Here is a 20,642-nt window from a genome sequence, read left to right as displayed (position 1 = left end):
TTGACTTGGCTGACATTTGGGTTAGCCAAGTCTTGAAGTGTGCATTGAATGATTATTGATATTTTTGAATCATACGACGAACATTGGTTTTTGCTTCAATGACGGTCATAAAGGTATATGCACCGATAAATTTACGGCTAATAAACATAAACTCTTTAGGTGGAACTGAGAAGTAACGAGATGCCATCGATTTTGACGCTTGTTGCATCACACGGCTATGTAATTGGCTTTTTTTCCAATCATAGCGTTGTTGTTCGTCCATAACACCAGCAGGGATGTCCGGGTTATTTGCAGTGCTACTAAATGCCTCTGTCGCTAACAAAAAGACTTTAGCCATATCAGGTTTAATACTTTGTGGAATACCATCAAAGAACTCATAACCCGTCATCGCTTTGACCATTTGCTCAGAGCTGTGATGGTAACCCGCGGTAATCAAATTACGCGCAACGCCTAATAGATGCTCATCGAACTGACGGATCGCACCGAAGTCGAGGAGTACGATTTTATCGGGCACATCCGCACCATTGCCCAAACGGACCAAATAGTTTCCGAAGTTAGGGTCGGTTTGCATTTCACCCCATTCAAAAATTTCGCGTACGGCAATTTCAAGTGATGCTTCACCTAAGGCATTACGGCGCTCTTGAGGAAGTGACAGCATTACTGGGCTGTTAATCGGTACACCACGTTCAAAAGTCATACACAGCACTTGAGGTGTTGAATAACCATCAATGATTTGCGGCACGATATAGCGCGGGTCTTCTTTTAAGCGTGCAGCAAAACGGCGAGTGGTATCTGCTTCGATTTTATAACTTACTTCACGATGCATCATTTCACGAACTTCATCAAACCACTGATCAAATTCACGGGTTTGAGGAACCATTCGTGTCAGTTTGAGCATGTTTTTGAATAGATTCATATCCGAATCGATTGCATCTGCCACACCCGGATACTGGATTTTTAAAACCAGTTCTAAACCATCAGATTTACGTTTTGCACGGTGAACTTGTGCCAAAGAAGCTGTACCAAGTGGCTCATGATCAATCACGAGATCATCAAGTTTTGAGCCAAGTTGATTTTGTAATTGGACTTTGATGGCTGGCCATGCCAATGCAACTGTTTGATTGTTCAAGGTGTTGAGGGCTTGGGTGATTTCTTCAGGCAGAAAATGTTCACCATACAACGCCATCATTTGCCCAATTTTTACAATTGAACCTTTTAATTTACCAATTTCTGCGACGAGATATTCAGCCTGATCTTTCATGGCTTTTTTACGCTTTTTCTCTTTTTCTTCTTCACTCGAAAAAATAGAAGTGGCGTTTGATGCTGCCCAACGAGTTCCCGCAAGTAGCGATGCCTTTGCGATAGATAAGCGTCGATCCATAGAAGACGTTTTCAAGTGTTTGAGCTTATCGTTCTGATCTGACATGTAAATTAAATCCTTTAATCAGCAATTCGCAGAAAAATACATTGTAGCTAATTTTAACGTTTCTTAACGTATTAAAATAGTTCAACTTACTGAATATGCAGTAAGCATTTGCAAACTTAAGCAAGATGCCGCGTAGACAGGTACATTGGAAAGAAAACTATAAACGATATTTGATTTTTACCGTGTCGTTTTGCATCAATGCGGTTTTATGTTCTTCAATATGTTGATGAATAAGATGTTGGACAGATTCGTCTTTAAATCCGGCAGCATAACCTTTGACAATAATAATGCTCGGTAAGCTAAAAAATAGGGTGCGTGCGTTTTCTAGACTCGCATTTGGGAAAACTTGATGTTCGATCAATAGTTGCTGAAAAAATGCCTTTTCAGTTTGCACATTTAAAGACTGAGTGTCTTCCCAATAGCTCTGACGCATAGCCATGAGGTTATTGTGCTTATAGCTCATAGGAGCTCCGCATTTAAAATTTAACTGTTTGTATGGGGATGATTTTAAGAAATTAAAGCTTAGGATCAAGTACAAATTGCTAAACAATTGAGCTTGAATTGGTTTTTATTCGTAATTTTCATCTAATTAGATTTTATAGAATACTGAAGAAAGGCATAAAGTACACATTTCATTTCAGCGAATGTATCAGACCTCATATATACGGTTAAGAAATGCTTTCAAGCGGTGAATAATGCCGTATTTTTATTATAAATAGCATTAAAACAAGGTATCATAGGGCGTTTAAAAAATTATGAACTGGAGACGCCTTAAGTGGATCGACCGACTATTAGCCCTGAACATTTACAGGAAGCAGCTGAAAACCTATCTACAATTCGTGATTATATCCGCTTTGGGGTAACAGCTTTACGTCAATATGATGCCCACTTAGGACAAGGTACAGAAGACTATTTTGCTGAAAGCTCAGCATTGGTTTTACAAACGTTATCTCTAGATTGGAATGCAGATGCGGAAATCTTAGATGCGAAATTATTGCCAAGTGAAGTTGCAGAATTTTTAGCATTGTTAGAACGTCGTATTAATGAAAAAGTGCCGACGTCTTATTTACTAAACTTGTCGTATTTCTTTGGTAAGCCATTTTATGTCGATGAACGTGTACTAATTCCACGTTCTCCAATTGCAGAGTTAATTGAAAACCGTTTTGCACCTTATTGTTTAGGCGAAAATGGCGAGATGGGTGCTGCAGTTAATAATCTACCTGAAAATGCCAATCCAAAAACTCCTCAGCGCATTTTAGATATGTGTACGGGTTCGGGTTGTATCGCGATTGCTTTAGCTTATGCATTCCCAGACGCTGAAGTTGATGCAACAGATTTGTCTAAAGATGCACTTGAAGTGGCGCAAATTAACTGTGAACACCACAATAAACAATATCAAGTGGCTTTACTTGAGTCTGATTTATTCGCCAAAATTCCAGCAGAAAATCAATATGATTTGATCGTGTCGAATCCACCATATGTGGATGCTGAAGACATGGCAGATTTACCAGAAGAATTCCACCATGAACCTGAAATGGCGCTTGCTGCGGGTCAAGATGGTTTGGATCTTGTCCGTAAAATGTTGGCACAAGCTGCAGATTACCTGACTGAAGATGGCTTAATTGTGATCGAAGTGGGTAACTCAGAATGGGCAATGCGTCAAAACTTCAATACCGTTGATTTTTACTGGTTACAGTTCCAAAAAGGCGGTACAGGTATCTTTGCATTGACTGCTGCTCAATGCCGCGAATACCGAGATTTATTCATTCAATCTGTTCAAGCATAAGGAGTCGTTTGACATGGCAGGTAATAGTATAGGGCAACTCTTCCGTGTAACGACTTGTGGTGAATCTCATGGCGTTGGTCTGATGGCCATTGTGGATGGGGTTCCACCGGGTATTGAACTGACTGAAGCCGATTTGCAAAAGGATCTGGATCGTCGTAAGCCGGGCACATCTAAGTTTGCAACTCAGCGTAAAGAACCCGATGAAGTTGAAATTATTTCAGGCGTATTTGAAGGCAAAACGACCGGTACATCGATTGGTCTATTGATCCGTAACACAGATCAAAAATCAAAAGATTATGGCAACATCGCGCAAACCTTCCGTCCGGGTCATGCAGACTATACGTATACACATAAGTATGGTTTCCGTGATTATCGTGGTGGTGGTCGCTCGAGTGCTCGTGAAACTGCGATGCGTGTTGCTGCAGGTGCGATTGCTAAAAAATACTTGTTTGAGAAATTCGGCATAGAAATTCGTGGTCATGTAACCCAAATTGGTACCGAAAAAGCAGAGAAATTGGACTGGACTGAAGTTCCGAATAACCCATTTTTCTGTGGTGATGCAGATGCCGTCCCACGTTTTGAAGCTCTCGTAACGTCACTTCGTGAACAAGGAACGAGCTGTGGCGCCAAACTGGAAATTATTGCGACACAAGTTCCAGTCGGTTGGGGCGAGCCTGTATTTGATCGTTTAGATGCAGATATTGCACATGCTATGATGTCCATCAACGCTGTAAAAGGTGTTGAAATTGGTGATGGCTTTGGCGTTGCTGAGCAGTTTGGTCATGAAACCCGTGATGAATTAACTACGGATGGTTTCTTGGCAAACCATGCAGGCGGCATTTTGGGCGGTATTTCGAGTGGTCAAGACATTCGTGTTGCGATCGCCTTGAAACCAACAGCTTCCATTACTACGCCGGGTAAAACCATTACGATTAATCGTGAAGATACAGATGTGTTGACCAAAGGTCGTCATGATCCTTGTGTCGGTGTTCGCGCGACACCAATTGCAGAGGCGATGTTAGCAATTGTGCTCATGGATCACTTCATGCGTAACCGTGCACAAAATGCGGATGTTGTCGCTCCATTTGCCCCAATTGAACCCAAGTGAGGAAACAAAGCGCTGCTTTGTTCCGAACGCGGTTGGTGAGTAGCGTTAGCGAGTCACATTGGATAAATAACAAAGCGCTGCTTTGTTCCGAACGCGGTTGGTGAGTAGCGTTAGCGAGTCACAGTGGATAAATAACAAAGCGTTGCTTTGTTTCGAACGCGATTTGGTGAGTAACGTTAGCGAGTCACAGAGGATAAATAACAAAGCACTGCTTTTTGTTCCGATGCTGTTGGTGAATAGCGTTAGCAAGTCACACTGATGAGCACATTGCTTTAAAAAAACCAGACAATTGTCTGGTTTTTTTATTTCAGTAAAATAGGCCTATGAAAATAAATAGCTAAAAAATATGAATATAAGACATGCTTTACTTGGTGATATTCAGCAGCTCGAAAGCTTAATGAATATAGCCTATCGGGAGAATCATCCCAAGAGTTGGACCACGGAACATCATATTGTTCGAGGAAATCGAATAAATGTCTCTCAACTCAGTCAACTCTTACAAAAAAAGGATTTTCATCTATATGTGATGGAGTCAGAAAATACACAGATCAAGGGGTGTATTGGTATTCAAATGCAGGGAATGAGCTGTGAAATTGGTCATTTTGCAATTCACCCAGATGAGCAAGCTCAGGGATTAGGAAAAAAATTATTGCAATTTGCAGAACAACAAGCGATGTTGATTGAACCCAATGTTGAAGAATTTGTCATGTATGTGATTGATCGGCGTTTAGAATTAATAAAATATTATCAACGACGTGGCTATAACATAACAGATGAAAATCAAGCCTATCCTCTTCATCTAGAAGTAGGTCAACCGATATGTGAACTGACAATTAAACAATTAATTAAACGAATAAAATAAAGATCATGTGATGCATTTGATCAATTTATAAGATGAGACGAATAAAAAATCCCAAAAGAAAACATACACTAACTTCTGGGATTTTTATTTTAGACTATTTGGTCTTAAGAATAAGCACGTAAAAATAGACGATAGGCATCTGAAGATTTTTGGTTTTTTAACATATAGTGTGCGATTTCACCTTGGTTGGTATTCATAATCACAGCAATATTTTTTGCGTCCCGAAATTTTTTAAGCACAGCATCTGGGATCATCACGGTATTAGAAGAATCAATCACATTTGAATTATCTAAGCGACGATAATTTGTTCGACCAATTGCAGGATAAGACAAAACTTTGCCGTCAATCACAAAAGATATTTCACTCATATCAAGCTGCTGTTGATCATAAGAATGCAGTGAAAGTGCATACTCACCTTTGCTTTTCAGCCAATCAATGGCAAGTTCAGGACATTTTTGCCAGCTTCACATAGTAACTGACCTCGAGTATTGGTCCGTTGGATCACTTTGCTGTTTTCAACGGTATTCACACCTTTTAGCTTCAAGGTTCTTGTTTCAGGTTTATTTTTAGGTACGGTAATACAACCCGTGAGTAGTAGGAGTGTAAATCCTAGAACTAAATAATTTTTCATGCGTATTTCCATGTTAGCGTTATTTTTATGAGCAATATTTATTTTGGCGCATATTCACACAGAAAAACAAAAAAGTAAAATACATCACACTTTTCTAGTTTTGTTTGAGCACTGCTTTGATATAAGTGTTCGATATTCAGATAAAAAATATTTTTTAGTGATCTTTATTGCACTTCATAGAAATTTAGATATCTTAAGCAAAATCTGTGATTTCGCGCTATCAATCTGCTCGGGATTGGTTTTTCGAGATAATTGGTCACGTGGTTTTTCACCTAAAAAATATTTGATCCGTTCAGCATTTGCACCTGATGGATGGGGAAGTCCAGCTAGAATCTGCTGATCATTTAAATAGCCTAAGCTGCTTACATAATTTAAAACCTCCTCTACACCTTTGCCTAGCGGGATATAAATTGCGTTAGGAAGCTGTTGGACCATAGGAATAAAATAATCATCAATATGTTGTTTTAATAATTCATTTTTTAGCATTGCGGGTGTTGAGCCAGCATAATTTTTTCCATTGACCAAAATGCATTGCTGTAAAACCGAGCACATTTGCACTATATCTTGATGATTGCTAAATAGCTCAGCAGTGGTCTGTATGCCTAATTGATTGTGTAATCCAATATGATCTAGCAGTTGAGTTAAATTTTTACGAATAGGGCCGCTAAAAGCGCCACTATTCTTGGCAAGTTTAAGAATGTTTTCCTCAGATACTTGCTGTTCTAAGCCGACCTTTGCTGCGATTAATGCATTACGCCATTGTTGCTGGCCTGGGCAGATGCCGACGATAACCACTTTTGCATTATGATTTATGGCCTCGAATGGTGCATAAAAGCTTTGAATAGTTCCCAGAGTCTTAAGTAGGAGTAAATCACTTTGAGTTAATTCTTCAATAGCATGTGTTTTGATCACAGATGCGTAGCGAGAGAAAAGTGTTGAATCCGACATAAAACTTCAATTTTTCTAGGTATAAATTTCATTCAGTATTTTAAACCTTTATTTTAAAGATGAAGTATTTAGGTGTAGAAAAAAATGATTTTAAATTTATAGACTAACAACTTAAATTGATAAAAAATAATATTTAACAATATTAACCCAAATAGGACTTGAGATTTGGTACAAATATTGCTCATATCTAACTAAGGCAATACCAAGAGGAATGCCGAATAAAAATGAATGGATGATTGCAGGAGAGAAGCACAGATCGTGCTCGCCGAAGGAGCAAGTTCCCCCAGGAAACTCTCAGGCAAAAGGACTGTAATCATATAAAAGATCTGGAGAGAAGTAGGCTAGACCTACTCACCGAAGGGGAAGGTTCACATTGCTTCGCAAGGAACCAAAGCTCTCAGGTACCAATGACAGATGGGGCAAACATAGGAAATATAATTTCCAAGGAGCCTATATGTGTCATATAGTTGTGATTGGTGCAGGTATTACTGGGGTAACGACAGCTTACGAACTCGGATTACTCGGTTATCGTGTCACTGTGGTCGATAAACATCTTTATCCTGCGATGGAAACGTCGTTTGCCAATGGTGGACAATTATCTGCGTGTAATGCTGAAGTCTGGAACCAAAAGGCAACGGTGGTGAAAGGCATCAAATGGATGTCACAAAAAACCGCGCCATTATTATTAAATCCAAGTTTTAATCTACACAAATATTCATGGCTTTTTGAATTTATGGGGCATATTAAAGATTATCGTGAAAATACTCACGAGACTGTCCGTCTTGCATTGATGGCACGTCAGCGCTTATTTGAAATAGCTGAGCATGAAAACTTACAGTTTGATTTAGAAAAACGCGGCATTTTACATTTCTTTCATAATCAACATGATTATGAGGTAGCGACTCAAGTTAATAATATGCTCTGTGAGGGTGGCTTAGAGCGTCATCCTGTGACATTAGCTGAAATCCGTGACATTGAGCCTAGTCTGACAGGTGAATACTATGGAGGCTTTTATTGTCCGGGTGATGCCACTGGAGATATCCATAAATTTACAACGCAGCTTGCCAAAGCAACGGAACGCTTTGATGTGAAATATATGTGGGGTTTTGAGGTGACTGACTTTGAACATCATGCAAAAGGTGTCAATGTTCAGTTAAAAGCCAGTGATGAAAATATGGAACATCCTGATGCTGATAGCATACTTGAAGCAGATGCTGTGGTGGTCTGTGGTGGCGTAGGTAGTTATGAACTTGCACATAAACTCGGTGATCGCGTAAATGTGTATCCAGTCAAAGGATATTCAATCACCATTAATTTAAATGATGAACAAAGTCAGGCCAATGCGCCTTGGGTAAGTCTGTTGGATGAAAGTGCCAAAATTGTGACTTCACGCTTAGGTGCAAATCGACTCCGTGTTGCAGGTACGGCAGAGTTTAATGGCTATAACCGAGATATTCGTGCCGATCGCATTCAGCCTTTAATTGATTGGTCGAATCGTAATTTTAATCTATCAACAGAACATGTGGTGCCGTGGGCGGGTTTACGACCAATGATGCCCAATATGATGCCAGTAGTGCATGCAGGTAAGCGAGATCATATTTTCTATAATACAGGGCATGGTCACCTTGGATGGACTTTATCTGCGGCAACAGCTGCAATGATCAGCCAGCAAGTGCAGCAAACACATCCGATTTAACTGACATATTGTAGACATCAAAAAATTGTAGACATCAAAAAAGCCTCAATGTTGAGGCTTTTTTTGTATTTTTCTAAGTCATTCGAATTTGATCTTAATCATATAAACGATAAATCCCTGCAAAACGTTCACAGCCTTTTTGTTCAGTTTTTACTGAGAGTAAGGCTTTACTGTAATTGAACTGATATTTGCAGTCGTGTTCATTATCGGTGATTTGATTTTTTTGTTCGGGTGTTGTGTAAGCTAAAAAGGGAATGGTTTGTGTTTCGACTCGATTGTTCGGATTACGATAGGCAATGCCTTCAATTTTGATGCTGTCTTTGCCCAGTTGATGCACCTTTAAATGTACAGGTGATGTCGCAAAATGACCATTTTCAAATTTAAGATAATGCTGCGTTAAACTTTGGTTCATCGAGGTATAAATATTCAAATCTTCATGGCGAAGTTCAAACTGTTGTTTGAAACACTCCAAGTTTTTGCATTGCTGAACACGACTGTACCATAATTTTTGCGTATCTATCAGTAAGCGTATTGGGGCATCGGTAATTAAGTGCGCTGTTAAAAAAAGCCCATCTAACTTTTCACGCTGTTCTTCAAAACCGTCAGAACAGTAATTTTTTTTTGCCTGAGTATTGGCCTGATCACAGTCTATCTTTTCTGCATGCGTAAACATCGCTAGGCCAGAACCTATTAGCAGAACTAGTCCGAATTTTTTGATGATATTTATTTCAGTTTTCAACAGCATGATCGCTTATACTTTCACTGTGTTGCGCTTGCCCACACTATAGCGAAATAGAAAGCGTGAATACAAGATTTCAATCATTATTTTCTCAAGGAACTCAAGCATGATAGCTCAAATTCGTATCGGTCAGGGCATGGATGTGCATGCATTTGAAGAAGGTGACTTTGTAACGCTTGCTGGTGTTCAAATTCCACATACACATGGACTCAAAGCGCATTCAGATGGTGATGTGGTATTGCATGCGCTTTGTGATGCATTATTAGGTGCTTTGGCACTTGGAGATATTGGTCAGCATTTTCCAGATACAGATCCAAAATTTAAAGGTGCCGATAGTCGAGTACTTTTAAAACACGTCTACCAACTGATTTTAGATCGTGGATATGTACTTAATAATGCTGATATTACCGTGGCTTGTGAGCGCCCTAAATTAGCAAAACATAATTTAGAAATGCGTCAAAGTATCGCAGATGTTATGGATGTTGAAGTCACACAAATTAGCATCAAAGCGACCACCACCGAAAAATTAGGGTTTACTGGTCGCCAAGAAGGTATTCTTTCTACTGCAACAGTACTGATTTCTCACGCAAAATGATCTGGATGGATCAGTGCATGTTGTAAATCTTGAGTTGCTTTACGGCCTTGAAGTTGTAAGGCAACCGCATGGATTAAACCTGTCCATGTTTCATTGGGTTCCCAAATTTGATGCATCAAATCTTGAGCCTTTGGCATATCAACATCCATATAGTATTGACGATATAAATACATCAAACTGCTGACACGGAAGTTTTTTGCACAGTGCAGCCAAACCGTTTGACCTTGAACCAAATGGTCAATCATATCGAGTACTAAAAGGCATTGATCATCTGAAGGAGTATCCCAAGAGATTGGAACTTGGATGTAGTTCAGGCCTAGATCTAGGCAAATGCGGTCTTCATGCTCGATATGATTGGATGCATCGGTCAAGGCTAAATTGATAACTGTTGAAACACCATATTCTTTGATCGTTTGAAGCTCAGAAGGAGATGGTTGACCGGACGTTAATAAGTGTTCATGTATATATTGGAAGTTTTCAATGTGACTTAACGCATTTTCGATTTCATTCATCTGACAAATAATCCTTCAAAGTAAAACGCCATCTCGAAGATGGCGTTTTTCATTCACTTAGCGTGTCGGTAACACGTCTTTAAGTGCTTCATGCATCTCTAACAAGACTTTTTCAGTCGTATCCCAATCGATACAGCCATCAGTCACTGATTTACCATATTCGAGGTCACAGAGGTTGGCAGGAATATCCTGACGACCACCTTTTAAGTGACTTTCTACCATAATACCCACGATTGACTTGTTTCCGTCAAGGATTTGTTCAGTAATATTTTTCAGAACAAGGGGTTGTAGGTACGGGTCTTTGTTTGAGTTTGCATGACTGGTATCAATCATGATTTTGCCACTAACTTTTGCTTTGGCTAATGCCGCTTCAGCATCTGCAACTGAACCTGCGTCGTAGTTTGGTTTACCGTTACCGCCACGAAGTACAACGTGTGCATATGGGTTACCACTGGTACGAATAACAGAAACTTGACCTTGGTCACTTAAGCCCAAGAAGCTATGACCATGTTTAACAGATTGCATGGCATTGGTCGCAACGGTTAAACCGCCATCTGTACCATTTTTAAAGCCAACTGGTGAAGAAAGGCCAGAAGACATTTCACGATGTGTTTGGCTTTCAGTGGTACGCGCACCAATCGCTGACCAAGAGATAAGATCTTGGTAGTACTGTGGTGAGTTTGGATCGAGTGCTTCAGTTGCACAAGGCAAACCTTTTTCATTCAATTCAAGTAAAAGTTTACGACCAATACGTAAGCCTTTTTCGATGTTGAAAGAATCGTTCATGTCTGGGTCATTAATTAGACCTTTCCAACCCACAGTGGTACGTGGTTTTTCAAAATACACACGCATCACGACATAAATTGTATCTTGGATTTTGTCACTTAAAACTTTTAAACGGTCAGCATAATCATGTGCAGCGACTGTGTCGTGAATTGAACATGGACCAATGACAACAAAAAGACGTTTGTCATTTCCATCTAAAATATTACGTACAGTTTCACGGCCCTTAAGGACTGTTTGATAGGCAGTTTCAGTCAGAGGTAGCTCTTTTTTTAGTTCTGCAGGAGTAACAAGAGGCTGAATGCTTTTTACATTCACGTCATCAATGTCGTTTTGGGTAATAGAATTTGACTGTAAAGTATTCATTGCCGTCACTGGTTTGATTATACAAAAGGTTGTTTCGTGAGCCGAATATAACATGAATATAGCATTCAAATGTTATAAAAAAGATCAATAAGTCTCTGAAAAAAAAGTGATGAATCGGGCAGTTAATTTAAACCTGCTGACTATTTACTATTGGTGCGATCAACATTGCAGTTGTTGGTTTTTCAACAGGTTTTGATTTTACTGGATTAATAATGAAATTCATGCCTAAAACAAACAAGGTAATGCCTAAGACTTTACGAATGACTTTTTCAGGTAAACGTGAGCTGATCAAAGTTCCGACCACAATCGCGGGAATAGAACCCACCAATAACCAACCCAATAAATGAAAATCGACATTACCTGAGCTCATATGACCCAAGCCAGCAACCAGTGTAAGAAGCACGGCATGTACGACGTCTGAACCAATAATTCGAATCATTGGTAAATTAGGGAACATGAGTACCAATGCCATAATACCGAAGGCACCTGCACCAACAGACGATAGGGTAACGAATACGCCTAAAATAATGCCCATGATGATGATATATGCACGCTTATTTTTAGCTTGGAAATTGATACGCTCCAGATCAGCACTCATATCATCCAACTGATCAGTTTTTCGAAATTTATTAAAGAATTTTTCGATATGACCACGGAAAATAATTGAGATCCCTGTAATCGTCAGCATAAAACCTAAAAACATGGTTAAGACGGTTTTGTAATGTGTCGATTGGCTGAGATAGTTTTCAAGTACCCAATGGGTCGCAAAAGACGCAGGGATACTGCCGACTGCAAGCCAAATAACAATGGTCCATACAATATTCATTTTACGTGCATGAACTAAAGAACCACAAAATTTTGAAATTGCGGCATATAGTAGGTCTGTGCCGATCGCAATATGGGGTTCAATTTTATACAGGCTGATCAGGATCGGGGTCATCAATGAACCACCGCCAACGCCGGTAATACCTACGCAGAAACCTACAATTACACCTGCCAGAATGAACTCTAAAGGACCGACCATCGCTGAATGCCAAATATCAAAAAACGTGCATATCTTATGACTAATTGATATAAGTCGTTGTCTCGATTAGTGATTTGCTTGTGAAAAAAATAGATAAAGAGTGTCTTTAATTTGGAAATACATGAATTTTTACTAAGCTAAGTTATTGATTTCGGCTTTCTCAACTGGTTGATAGTTCAAATGGAGATTATGCTGCAGTGAAATCATGTATTTAGAATATAAGGTGATGACTATCTGAAATGCATATCTAATACCAAAAAACGCACCGTAGGTTTATTTTCCTAGTCTTTAATTAGTTATTTATCGATATATGCGACTGTGAACTTAAAGTCCATTCCTGCAAAATCTATACTCCTTAAAAAGATAAGGTTTCGCCATTATTCGAATATGAGTAGAAGGACACAAACTAGACATTTTAAACATGCGTCAAAACTACCTATTGTCACATGGTTAAATAATGAAAGACTGCGATGTGGGGCTGAATTGCTCGAAGTGACGGATTACTCAATTGATAAAATTGCGGAAGCCTCTGGTTTTAATACCGCAGTGCTATTTCGTAAAATGTTTAAGAATAAATACGGCACAAATCCGAACCATTGGCGGAAAAATTTTAATCAGCAGCTAAGTAGCAGTGATGAATATTTCTAAAATGGTGAATTAAAGACGTGCAGCTTTTTTTGGGAAATCTATTAACTTTGCGAAGGACTCGTATAGAATCTATAGCTAAAGAAAATTGAGTTAAAAGGACAGACTTTTGCAAAATCGGAAACTTAAAATTGGCATCGTGGTTGGGGAAGTATCGGGGGATACATTAGGCGCCAAGCTTATCCGTAGTTTTCGAGAGCAAGGGATTGATGCGGAATTTGAAGGCATTGGTGGTCCGCAAATGATTGCAGAAGGCTTTAACAGCTATTATCCGATGGATATTTTATCGGTGATGGGGATTGTTGAAGTCTTAAAAGATATTAAAAAACTCTTTGCTGTACGTGATGGTCTGGTTGAAAAATGGACTGAAAACCCTGTCGATGTTTTTGTAGGGATAGATGCACCGGATTTTAATTTGCGTTTATCTAAGAGCTTAAAGCAAAAACAGCTACCAATTAAAACAGTGCAATATGTCAGCCCTTCAGTATGGGCGTGGCGTCAAGGGCGTGTACATGGCATCAAGGCGAGTATCGATTTAGTTCTTTGTTTATTTCCTTTCGAAAAAGCATTTTTTCAAAAATGGCAAGTTCCGGCTGCATTTGTCGGACACCCATTGGCAAGTCAGTTGCCTTTAGATAATCCACTCGTTGCAGCTAAACACGAGTTAGGCTTAGATGAGCATCAAAAACATATTGCATTACTTCCGGGCAGCCGTCGCGGTGAAATTGAGCGTTTGGGGCCTTTGGTACTGTCCGCCGCACAGATTTTGACGGAGCAGCATCCAGACTATGTGTTCCTGATTCCTGCAATCAATGATGCACGTAAACAGCAAATCGAATTGTTGCTCAAGCAGTACCCTGAAGCATTACAAGCCAAAGTTCGCTTGATGGAAAACAACGATACGGAATCTAAAATTGGCCGTCAGGTGATGAACGCATCGAATATTGTCGCTTTAGCATCAGGAACGGCAACCTTAGAAGCGATGCTTTTACATCGTCCAATGGTGACTTTTTATAAGTTAAATTGGCTGACCTATCATGTGGTGAAATTGCTGATCAAAATTCCGTATTATTCATTGCCAAATATTATTGCGGGCAAAAAAGTGATTCAGGAACTCATCCAACATGATGCAACGCCTGAAAAATTAGCAGCAGAAATTGAAAGCTTGATGGATGTTGAAAAATCGCAAATTCAAGTGATGCAGCACATCACCATGCATAAACAACTGCTTTCAGGCAACAGTGAAAACCCTGTGGAAGCGATTTTAAAGCTTTTAGATTAAACCTTTAAGGTGACTCAGTTTTTGCGAGTTGATGCTGCTGTCTATACTGGCTCGGTGTTAGATCATAAAACTTTTTAAAAGTTTGGCTAAATGCCGTTTCAGATGAGTAGCCGATACGATGGGCAATTTGCTGAATAGTCAGTTGCCCCGTTTGTAAGTGCTGTGTTGCCAGTCGCAAACGATGTTGCTGCAAATAGGCGAGTGGTGATTCACCGAGCATTTGAGTAAATAAACTGGCAAATTTAGAACGCGACATACAACATTGTTCTGCCAAACTTTCGACGGTCCAAGCATGCTGCGGTTTTTCATGAATCGCGGCCAAAGCGTTGGATAATTCAGGATGACTCAAGGCATGCAACCAACTGCTTGAATCTGACAAGGCTGCAATATAATCACGCACACATTCGATAAATAAAATACTCACCAGATGATCCAAAATTTTGTCGCGGCCTGGACGGATCTGATGCGCTTCAACGGCCAGAAAATGTAAGCCAATTTGCAACCATTCAGGTGCGGTACTGCTCATGATGTGTGGTGTATGCAATAGCGTGGGGAGTGCATTCACTAAGGGCTTTGCCATAATGCTGTCGACATGCCCACGGATCGCTAGTACAAATAATTCCTCTGCTTTATGAGATTCGGCAGAATTTAATTCAATGGTTTTATTTCGTTGCTCTTGAAACAGTGGTGTGATGTTTATTGACTCAACCAAGACATCAGACTGTATAGATTTGCAGTAATGATTTTGCCCTGAGGGAATAAGGCAAAGATCGCCAGCTTCAAGTAAGACCTGCTCTTGATCTATATGCACAACACACTGACCTTGAATCACCACATACGCAACCATGGCATTGTGATCTTGAAAATGAAAAGCCCAAGGATGCTTTGATCTCAAATAAATATATTCAGATCGGTGGAGATGAATATCATCAAAAATTTTACTTAAAGCATCCATATTTCAAATATTTACTCATATTAATTTTGTATTTATAGATGGTCACTATGTGCTTAAAGGTCAACATTTATCCTTAAATGCCAAAGACGATAGCATAGTTTTTTTGGACGCTTAAAACTGTTCTGGCTGCCCATATTTTACGAATATAAACACAGAAGAAGTAATTAAGGAAGTCTAGCGCATGAATGCACCAGTAAAATTAAATGAACAGCAGCTCGCTCAGTTAGAAAGCAAAATCTGTAGTGTTTTAGATAAAAAACGTTATGGTTGGCTATTGAGTCCAGGTTTACCAGTCATTGGTATGGGGATCTTGGCGGGTTATCATTTTGGTCCAAAACCGACAAAAAAACTATTTGCCATGGGCGGGCCGCTTCTACTGCATGTCATTATTCCTGCACTGGATGCACTGATCGGTGATGATGCCAATAACCCGACAGATGATGACATCAAAGTTTTAGTGAATGATCCCTATTATGATCGGATCGTCAAATTATTTATTCCACTGCAAATGGCAGCGAACGCTTTTGCAGGCTATGTGGTTACCCGTAAAGATGTTTCATTATTAGATCAAGTTCTACTTGGGATTTCGATGGGTGCCATTAATGGTGTTGGCGTAAATACAGCACATGAACTCTGCCATCGACCACATAAAAAAGACCACTACTGGGCACATGCGACGCTCGCACCTTTAGGTTATAGCCATTTCCGTATAGAACATCCATATGGACACCATAAACGTGCGGCAACGCCTGAAGATCCTGCATCTTCAAAAATGGGCGAAACTTTTTATGAGTTTTGGCCACGCACTGTATTTGGTGGAATTAAATCGGCGGTACAGATTGAAAAACAACGTTTAAAACGTAAAGGTTTAAGTTTCTTTTCGAAGGACAATGAACTGTTTCATGGTTGGGCGATGAGTGCAGGTTTTCATGCCTCGATGCTGAAAATGTTTGGTAAAGGCGTGACACCGTATTTAGTTACACAGGCCTTTTATGGAATCAGCCTTTTTGAAATTATTAATTATATTGAACATTATGGCCTGAAGCGTGAGCAAAAAACGGATGGAAGTTATGCGCGCACCATGCCTGAACATAGTTGGAATAATAATAATATTGTGACCAATCTATTTTTGTATCAATTACAACGACATTCAGACCATCACGCTTATCCGACTCGTCCATTTCAGGCATTAAGACATTTTGATGAAGCGCCAGAGTTGCCTAGCGGCTATGCCACTATGCTAATTCCTGCTTTAGTCCCATCGATTTGGTTTAAGATGATGGATAAACGTGTCTATGATCACTATCAAGGTGATTTAACTAAAGCCAATATTCATCCTAAACGTCGTGCAAGTATTTTTAAAAAGTTTGCAATTTCAGTCGTTTAAATCGAATACCTGATGAGAAGAATCCCAAGCTTGTTTGCTTGGGATTTTTTTATTGTGTGTATTATTAACCGATGCTACGCAGTAACATCAGAAGTGCACGTTGATTCAAATAAAAGAACGATACACGGTAACGTCATCCGAAATTGTTTGAGACAAGACTTATTGTAATCAAAAATGTTTCTGCGATTCTTTGAATAATTAGACGTTAGTGAACGAGTTTTGTCGGTGAGGTGCATTGCACCGCAAGATGGTTTCCTTTCGAAGCTTCGCTTCTCATTTTGCCGAAACAAAAGTATCTCCAGCCGAAGGCTAAGATCTTTATTCAATCCTTAGATGTAAGACACCGTCGCATTGACTTAAAAATCATTTTTAAAATGTGAAATTAATTCTACATGCGTAACATCATTTAAAATCCCAAATTTTCTATTTGAAACTTAGTCACTTCTTAAGACCACCAATAGCGCAAAATGTGGAAAAAAATCGGTGCAGAAAAGCAGATGGAATCAATTCGGTCGAGCATGCCACCATGGCCTTGGATGAGTTGTCCCCAATCTTTTACACCATGATCGCGTTTAATGGCTGACATGACAAGACCACCAAAGAAACCGAATATACAAACAATAAAACCAATACATGCAGCCTGTAGATAGCTGAAGGGTGTAAGCCATGACATGGCAACACCTAGAGCAGTAGCTAAAGCAATGCCTCCGATTAACCCCTCAACAGTCTTAGATGGTGAAAGTATCGGTGCGACTTTGTGCTTTCCAAATAGCTTGCCAAAGACATATTGTAAGACATCGGAGGCTTGTACCACCATGATCAACCAGATCGCTAGCCAAATTTTTTCACCTTCAAATCCGGGAAGTTTGAGATTTAATAGCGCAGGCACATGCGAAATACAGAATACGCTGATCATTAAACCCCATTGAATTTTTGAACTGCGTTCTAAAAATCGCGTGGTATCTTCGGCTTTGAGTGTAGCGATAGGGATAAGAAGAAATACATACAGCGGAATAAAAATCGAATATAGCCCATACCAGTCGATATACACCAAGTAATACTGGTAAGGGATGACAAAATAAAAAGCGATCAGCAACGGAAGATAATCACCGCGACGGGTTGGAAGTAAGCTGATAAATTCACGTAAAGCAAAGAGTGAAATCAATGCAAACAGGATCACAAAAGCAATTTTTCCTAATGAAATTGCTACACCAAGTACCAACAACATGACCCACCATGCATTGATCCGCGCATTTAAATTGTCGATAACTGGTGCAGGTGCATAACCCGCTTTAAATTTTAAAATGGAGCCAATGGTTGAGGCAATAATCAAAATAACTGCAAAGATACCAAACAATACATAGGTCATTTGCGCATTGGTGAATTCCATTATTGATACTCCAATGCTTTTAACTTGAGTAGTTCTTCCTGAGCGTAGTTTAAAAACTCAGTTTTACTCTGTTCATTATGGGCTTCTAAAGGTTTACCAAATATAACGGTAGACAAAAGAGGTAATGGTATAAGCGCACCCTTAGGCATGACACGTTTTAAATTAGAGATCCACACAGGCACGATTTCAACATCAGGAAATTGATTTTTGAGATGAAATAAGCCGCTTTTAAACTCTAATAATTCAACGTCATCATTTAAATTTCGAGTACCCTCAGGAAAGAAAATAATCGAGTCACCTTGAGCTAATACGGTTTTGATCGGTTCTAATGGATCTTGATTTTGCTCTCGATTTCGCTGAATAGTGACGCCAGTAAACGTGTCTTGAATGAGAAAACGTCGAAAGCCATCTTTTAACCAATAATCCGAAGCAGCTACAGGACGCGTCTTCCGTCTGAGATCTGTCGGTAAAGAGGACCAAAGCAAAATAAAATCGATATGGCTATTATGATTTGCATAATAAATACGCTGTTTCATAACTGGTTTGCACCCGACCCACAGACTCCGCGCGCCCGTGAGCAGCCGCGCACCACGACGAGTGAGAAAGGCAATATAGCGAGCAATTGAACGGCTTAAAAAATTACCTTTCATTGGTGAGTGAGCATTCCTTGAAGTGTCTAATGGATTTGGCATGGCTTCAAATTATTGTGAATTATTTATACAGTAAAAATATGCAGATGAATGCGATGTATTGCAAGCAAAGCACAAAGATCTGCCATTTAAATAAAGCCAGACAACCTAACTCACGTAGTTCCCATGCGCGGCCACATTTATTTGTAGGCATTAATTTTAGGTTAATTAAACTTAAGTCCAGCTCTTTGGTGGTTTGTTCTAGGCTTTGGGTTTGGCTGTATTCAGCGACAGTGGCTAACAGTGCCGAATCAAATTTGATTCTCAGGCTTAAATAATGTTGTATTCCAAGCAAAACTAGACAAATCACTACATATAGCAAATCGAATAGCATCACATTGCCAAACTGGATGATGAGCCAGAGCGTGAGGATCGCTGCTACATAAGCTGAAATGAGCAATCCAGTGGTGGATTGCAACAACTTTGATAGCACCACAAGTTGTAAATTCATGGTGCAAGTCCTTTAAGTTTTAAACGATAAGTATTTAAATGTTTTATTTGCGGTGTTTTAAGCACAACCCAAGGACGGTTATGGCGAATAATCCGTAAAACATCTTCGACTGAATATTCAGGATGTTGTTTCAATAATAATGCGGCAACTACAGCACTACTTCGTGAATATCCCAAAGCACAGAAGACCAAGATGTTTTGTGCTTCATCATTGTTATTAGATTTCAAGAATAGTTCTAAAGACTCTACAGCATTATGTAGCTGATTGGCCTGTAAAGGAATCAGGTCCAAACTCAAGTTTTGAGCATAGGAGCATTTTGGATAAGTGGGTAATTCTGCGCAACAATCGAGTAAAGCATCATATTGCTGCATGACGTGTTTGGACGGATAGCGACCTAAATAAATATAACTCTGATTGATTTTGATGATTTTAGAATCTTCAGGATGGCGATAGGTCCAGATTCGGCTATTGATCCAAGCAAATACAAAGTAAGGCGCAAACAATATTTTTGCAGCAATGGTCATATCACCATGACTGAGTTTTTGAAAAAAATGGGGACGATTGAATAAATATGCAAACGAAACTAAAAGCAGACTGCTTGCAGGATAGAGCAGCCAAAGCCACCAACCTTTTGCATGTGCGATTGCGCTACACAATAAGGCAGCAAACAGATAAAGGATGCCGATTTTAATGTGCTTTAAGCTTAGCCGACTTTGTTTATTTTGAACCCATGGCGCAGAGCCAGCCATCGGGAATAGCCATAAACATAAGGCACCGACCAATAAACCTGTTGGAATATCTATAAAATGGTGCTGCCAAGTGGTTAGAACTGAGAGACCAATCAAAAAGGACCAACCATCTACCAGATATTTTAGCTTACCTGTGCTATGCCGACGGAAAAAATCCCAAAGTATCACCAGTAGCACAATATGCAGAGAGGGTGCTTGATTAAACGGTTTATCAAAGCCCATCAAGACATCAAACCACAGCCCGAAAAAACCTGTGAGTTCGGGGCGCTCAAAGCTAAAACGTAGCGGGAAAAGTAAAAAGCAGCTGATTGAAAGGATTTGTGCCGAAAATAGTCGCAGGACATGTTGTTTTAATTCAAACTTATTCCAACAAAGTAATAAAGACAATCCATAGAACAGATCAATCGACCAATAAGGCACAATACTCCATGGCCAAAGTGGAATATATTTTTCCCATTCAAAGACGATAACAGGTACAGACGCTAAACCCGCAGCGTATTGATTGGCAAAACCATAACTTAAGAAGAAAAAAGGTGCCAGAAATGCCAAACACAGTAGGCCGTATTTCCAAGTTCCTGTTTCCGGATCCAGTTTATGCATAAGATTGACCGTCCAAGC

Annotated in this window: 22 protein-coding genes and 1 riboswitch; of the genes, 8 read left to right on the top strand and 14 right to left on the bottom strand. The window is 39.6% G+C overall.

Annotated features, from left to right (window positions below):
* Positions 1 to 52: 52 nt before the first annotated feature.
* Entirely contained in the window at positions 53 to 1,426 is a 1,374-nt protein-coding gene (locus tag FTU02_RS03630) for an AarF/ABC1/UbiB kinase family protein (protein ID WP_180155870.1), read from the bottom strand.
* A gap of 157 nt (positions 1,427 to 1,583) precedes the next feature.
* Complete coding sequence (locus FTU02_RS03625; RefSeq protein ID WP_180155868.1) at positions 1,584 to 1,889, bottom strand: hypothetical protein; 306 nt, start codon at positions 1,887 to 1,889, stop codon at positions 1,584 to 1,586.
* 312 nt (positions 1,890 to 2,201) lie between these two features.
* On the opposite strand from FTU02_RS03625, the gene prmB reads away from it, so the two are divergent.
* The 3 genes from prmB to FTU02_RS03610 all read left to right on the top strand — a co-directional run bounded on the left by prmB (position 2,202) and on the right by FTU02_RS03610 (position 5,182).
* Positions 2,202 to 3,212: a 50S ribosomal protein L3 N(5)-glutamine methyltransferase gene (gene prmB / locus FTU02_RS03620; RefSeq protein WP_078193871.1), complete on the top strand. Its 1,011-nt coding sequence runs from the start codon at positions 2,202 to 2,204 to the stop codon at positions 3,210 to 3,212.
* 13 nt (positions 3,213 to 3,225) lie between these two features.
* Entirely contained in the window at positions 3,226 to 4,320 is a 1,095-nt protein-coding gene (gene aroC / locus FTU02_RS03615) for a chorismate synthase (protein ID WP_180155866.1), read from the top strand.
* A 346-nt stretch (positions 4,321 to 4,666) separates the two neighbouring features.
* Positions 4,667 to 5,182, top strand: a complete 516-nt coding sequence (locus FTU02_RS03610; protein WP_180155864.1) for a GNAT family N-acetyltransferase — start codon at positions 4,667 to 4,669, stop codon at positions 5,180 to 5,182.
* A gap of 104 nt (positions 5,183 to 5,286) precedes the next feature.
* On the opposite strand, the gene FTU02_RS16295 is transcribed toward FTU02_RS03610, so the two are convergent.
* From FTU02_RS16295 to FTU02_RS03600, 3 genes are all read right to left on the bottom strand, one after another.
* On the bottom strand, positions 5,287 to 5,550 hold the full coding sequence (locus FTU02_RS16295) for a hypothetical protein (protein WP_257232744.1): 264 nt from the start codon (positions 5,548 to 5,550) through the stop codon (positions 5,287 to 5,289).
* A gap of 56 nt (positions 5,551 to 5,606) precedes the next feature.
* Positions 5,607 to 5,813, bottom strand: coding sequence for a hypothetical protein (locus FTU02_RS16290; RefSeq protein ID WP_257232743.1), 207 nt, complete (start codon positions 5,811 to 5,813; stop codon positions 5,607 to 5,609).
* A 174-nt stretch (positions 5,814 to 5,987) separates the two neighbouring features.
* Positions 5,988 to 6,761 (bottom strand): hypothetical protein, encoded by a 774-nt coding sequence (locus FTU02_RS03600; protein ID WP_180155862.1) that lies wholly within the window; start codon positions 6,759 to 6,761, stop codon positions 5,988 to 5,990.
* Between the two features lie 229 nt (positions 6,762 to 6,990).
* A riboswitch (glycine riboswitch) is annotated at positions 6,991 to 7,081 on the top strand.
* A gap of 134 nt (positions 7,082 to 7,215) precedes the next feature.
* Between FTU02_RS03600 and FTU02_RS03595 the strand changes: the two genes are divergently transcribed.
* Complete coding sequence (locus FTU02_RS03595; protein ID WP_180155860.1) at positions 7,216 to 8,457, top strand: D-amino acid dehydrogenase; 1,242 nt, start codon at positions 7,216 to 7,218, stop codon at positions 8,455 to 8,457.
* A 94-nt stretch (positions 8,458 to 8,551) separates the two neighbouring features.
* On the opposite strand, the gene FTU02_RS03590 is transcribed toward FTU02_RS03595, so the two are convergent.
* Complete coding sequence (locus tag FTU02_RS03590; protein WP_180155858.1) at positions 8,552 to 9,202, bottom strand: hypothetical protein; 651 nt, start codon at positions 9,200 to 9,202, stop codon at positions 8,552 to 8,554.
* 100 nt (positions 9,203 to 9,302) lie between these two features.
* On the opposite strand from FTU02_RS03590, the gene ispF reads away from it, so the two are divergent.
* A complete protein-coding gene (ispF, locus tag FTU02_RS03585; RefSeq protein ID WP_168378679.1) occupies positions 9,303 to 9,791 on the top strand; it encodes a 2-C-methyl-D-erythritol 2,4-cyclodiphosphate synthase in 489 nt (162 codons plus the stop codon).
* Here ispF and FTU02_RS03580 read toward each other — a convergent pair.
* The 3 genes from FTU02_RS03580 to FTU02_RS03570 all read right to left on the bottom strand — a co-directional run bounded on the left by FTU02_RS03580 (position 9,779) and on the right by FTU02_RS03570 (position 12,476).
* Entirely contained in the window at positions 9,779 to 10,303 is a 525-nt protein-coding gene (locus tag FTU02_RS03580) for a protein tyrosine phosphatase family protein (protein ID WP_078191020.1), read from the bottom strand. The genes ispF and FTU02_RS03580 overlap by 13 nt on opposite strands.
* A gap of 57 nt (positions 10,304 to 10,360) precedes the next feature.
* The gene (locus FTU02_RS03575) at positions 10,361 to 11,452 is read right to left on the bottom strand and encodes a 3-deoxy-7-phosphoheptulonate synthase (RefSeq protein WP_143221612.1); all 1,092 of its coding nucleotides are present in this window, start codon (positions 11,450 to 11,452) and stop codon (positions 10,361 to 10,363) included.
* Between the two features lie 127 nt (positions 11,453 to 11,579).
* The gene (locus FTU02_RS03570) at positions 11,580 to 12,476 is read right to left on the bottom strand and encodes a sulfite exporter TauE/SafE family protein (RefSeq protein ID WP_180155856.1); all 897 of its coding nucleotides are present in this window, start codon (positions 12,474 to 12,476) and stop codon (positions 11,580 to 11,582) included.
* A gap of 387 nt (positions 12,477 to 12,863) precedes the next feature.
* Between FTU02_RS03570 and FTU02_RS03565 the strand changes: the two genes are divergently transcribed.
* On the top strand, positions 12,864 to 13,124 hold the full coding sequence (locus FTU02_RS03565; RefSeq protein ID WP_180155854.1) for a helix-turn-helix domain-containing protein: 261 nt from the start codon (positions 12,864 to 12,866) through the stop codon (positions 13,122 to 13,124).
* Positions 13,125 to 13,230: 106 nt separating this feature from the next.
* On the top strand, positions 13,231 to 14,403 hold the full coding sequence (gene lpxB / locus FTU02_RS03560; protein WP_180155852.1) for a lipid-A-disaccharide synthase: 1,173 nt from the start codon (positions 13,231 to 13,233) through the stop codon (positions 14,401 to 14,403).
* A gap of 4 nt (positions 14,404 to 14,407) precedes the next feature.
* Here lpxB and FTU02_RS03555 read toward each other — a convergent pair whose 3' ends face one another.
* On the bottom strand, positions 14,408 to 15,358 hold the full coding sequence (locus FTU02_RS03555) for an AraC family transcriptional regulator (protein WP_180155850.1): 951 nt from the start codon (positions 15,356 to 15,358) through the stop codon (positions 14,408 to 14,410).
* A gap of 181 nt (positions 15,359 to 15,539) precedes the next feature.
* Between FTU02_RS03555 and FTU02_RS03550 the strand changes: the two genes are divergently transcribed.
* Entirely contained in the window at positions 15,540 to 16,745 is a 1,206-nt protein-coding gene (locus tag FTU02_RS03550) for an alkane 1-monooxygenase (protein WP_180155849.1), read from the top strand.
* Positions 16,746 to 17,190: 445 nt separating this feature from the next.
* Here FTU02_RS03550 and FTU02_RS03545 read toward each other — a convergent pair whose 3' ends face one another.
* From FTU02_RS03545 to FTU02_RS03530, 4 genes are all read right to left on the bottom strand, one after another.
* Entirely contained in the window at positions 17,191 to 18,135 is a 945-nt protein-coding gene (locus FTU02_RS03545; protein WP_180155847.1) for a phosphatidate cytidylyltransferase, read from the bottom strand.
* The gene (locus tag FTU02_RS03540) at positions 18,135 to 18,785 is read right to left on the bottom strand and encodes a lysophospholipid acyltransferase family protein (protein WP_180120382.1); all 651 of its coding nucleotides are present in this window, start codon (positions 18,783 to 18,785) and stop codon (positions 18,135 to 18,137) included. Before FTU02_RS03540 ends, FTU02_RS03545 begins: the two co-directional genes overlap by 1 nt.
* 61 nt (positions 18,786 to 18,846) lie before the next feature.
* Positions 18,847 to 19,275, bottom strand: a complete 429-nt coding sequence (locus FTU02_RS03535) for a hypothetical protein (RefSeq protein ID WP_111884314.1) — start codon at positions 19,273 to 19,275, stop codon at positions 18,847 to 18,849.
* Positions 19,272 to 20,624, bottom strand: coding sequence for a phosphatase PAP2 family protein (locus tag FTU02_RS03530; RefSeq protein WP_180155845.1), 1,353 nt, complete (start codon positions 20,622 to 20,624; stop codon positions 19,272 to 19,274). Before FTU02_RS03530 ends, FTU02_RS03535 begins: the two co-directional genes overlap by 4 nt.
* Positions 20,625 to 20,642: the final 18 nt, after the last annotated feature.

The organism is Acinetobacter sp. YH12045 (assembly GCF_013419925.1).
Taxonomy (GTDB): domain Bacteria; phylum Pseudomonadota; class Gammaproteobacteria; order Pseudomonadales; family Moraxellaceae; genus Acinetobacter; species Acinetobacter amyesii.
This window is presented reverse-complemented; position numbering and strand designations above follow the sequence as displayed.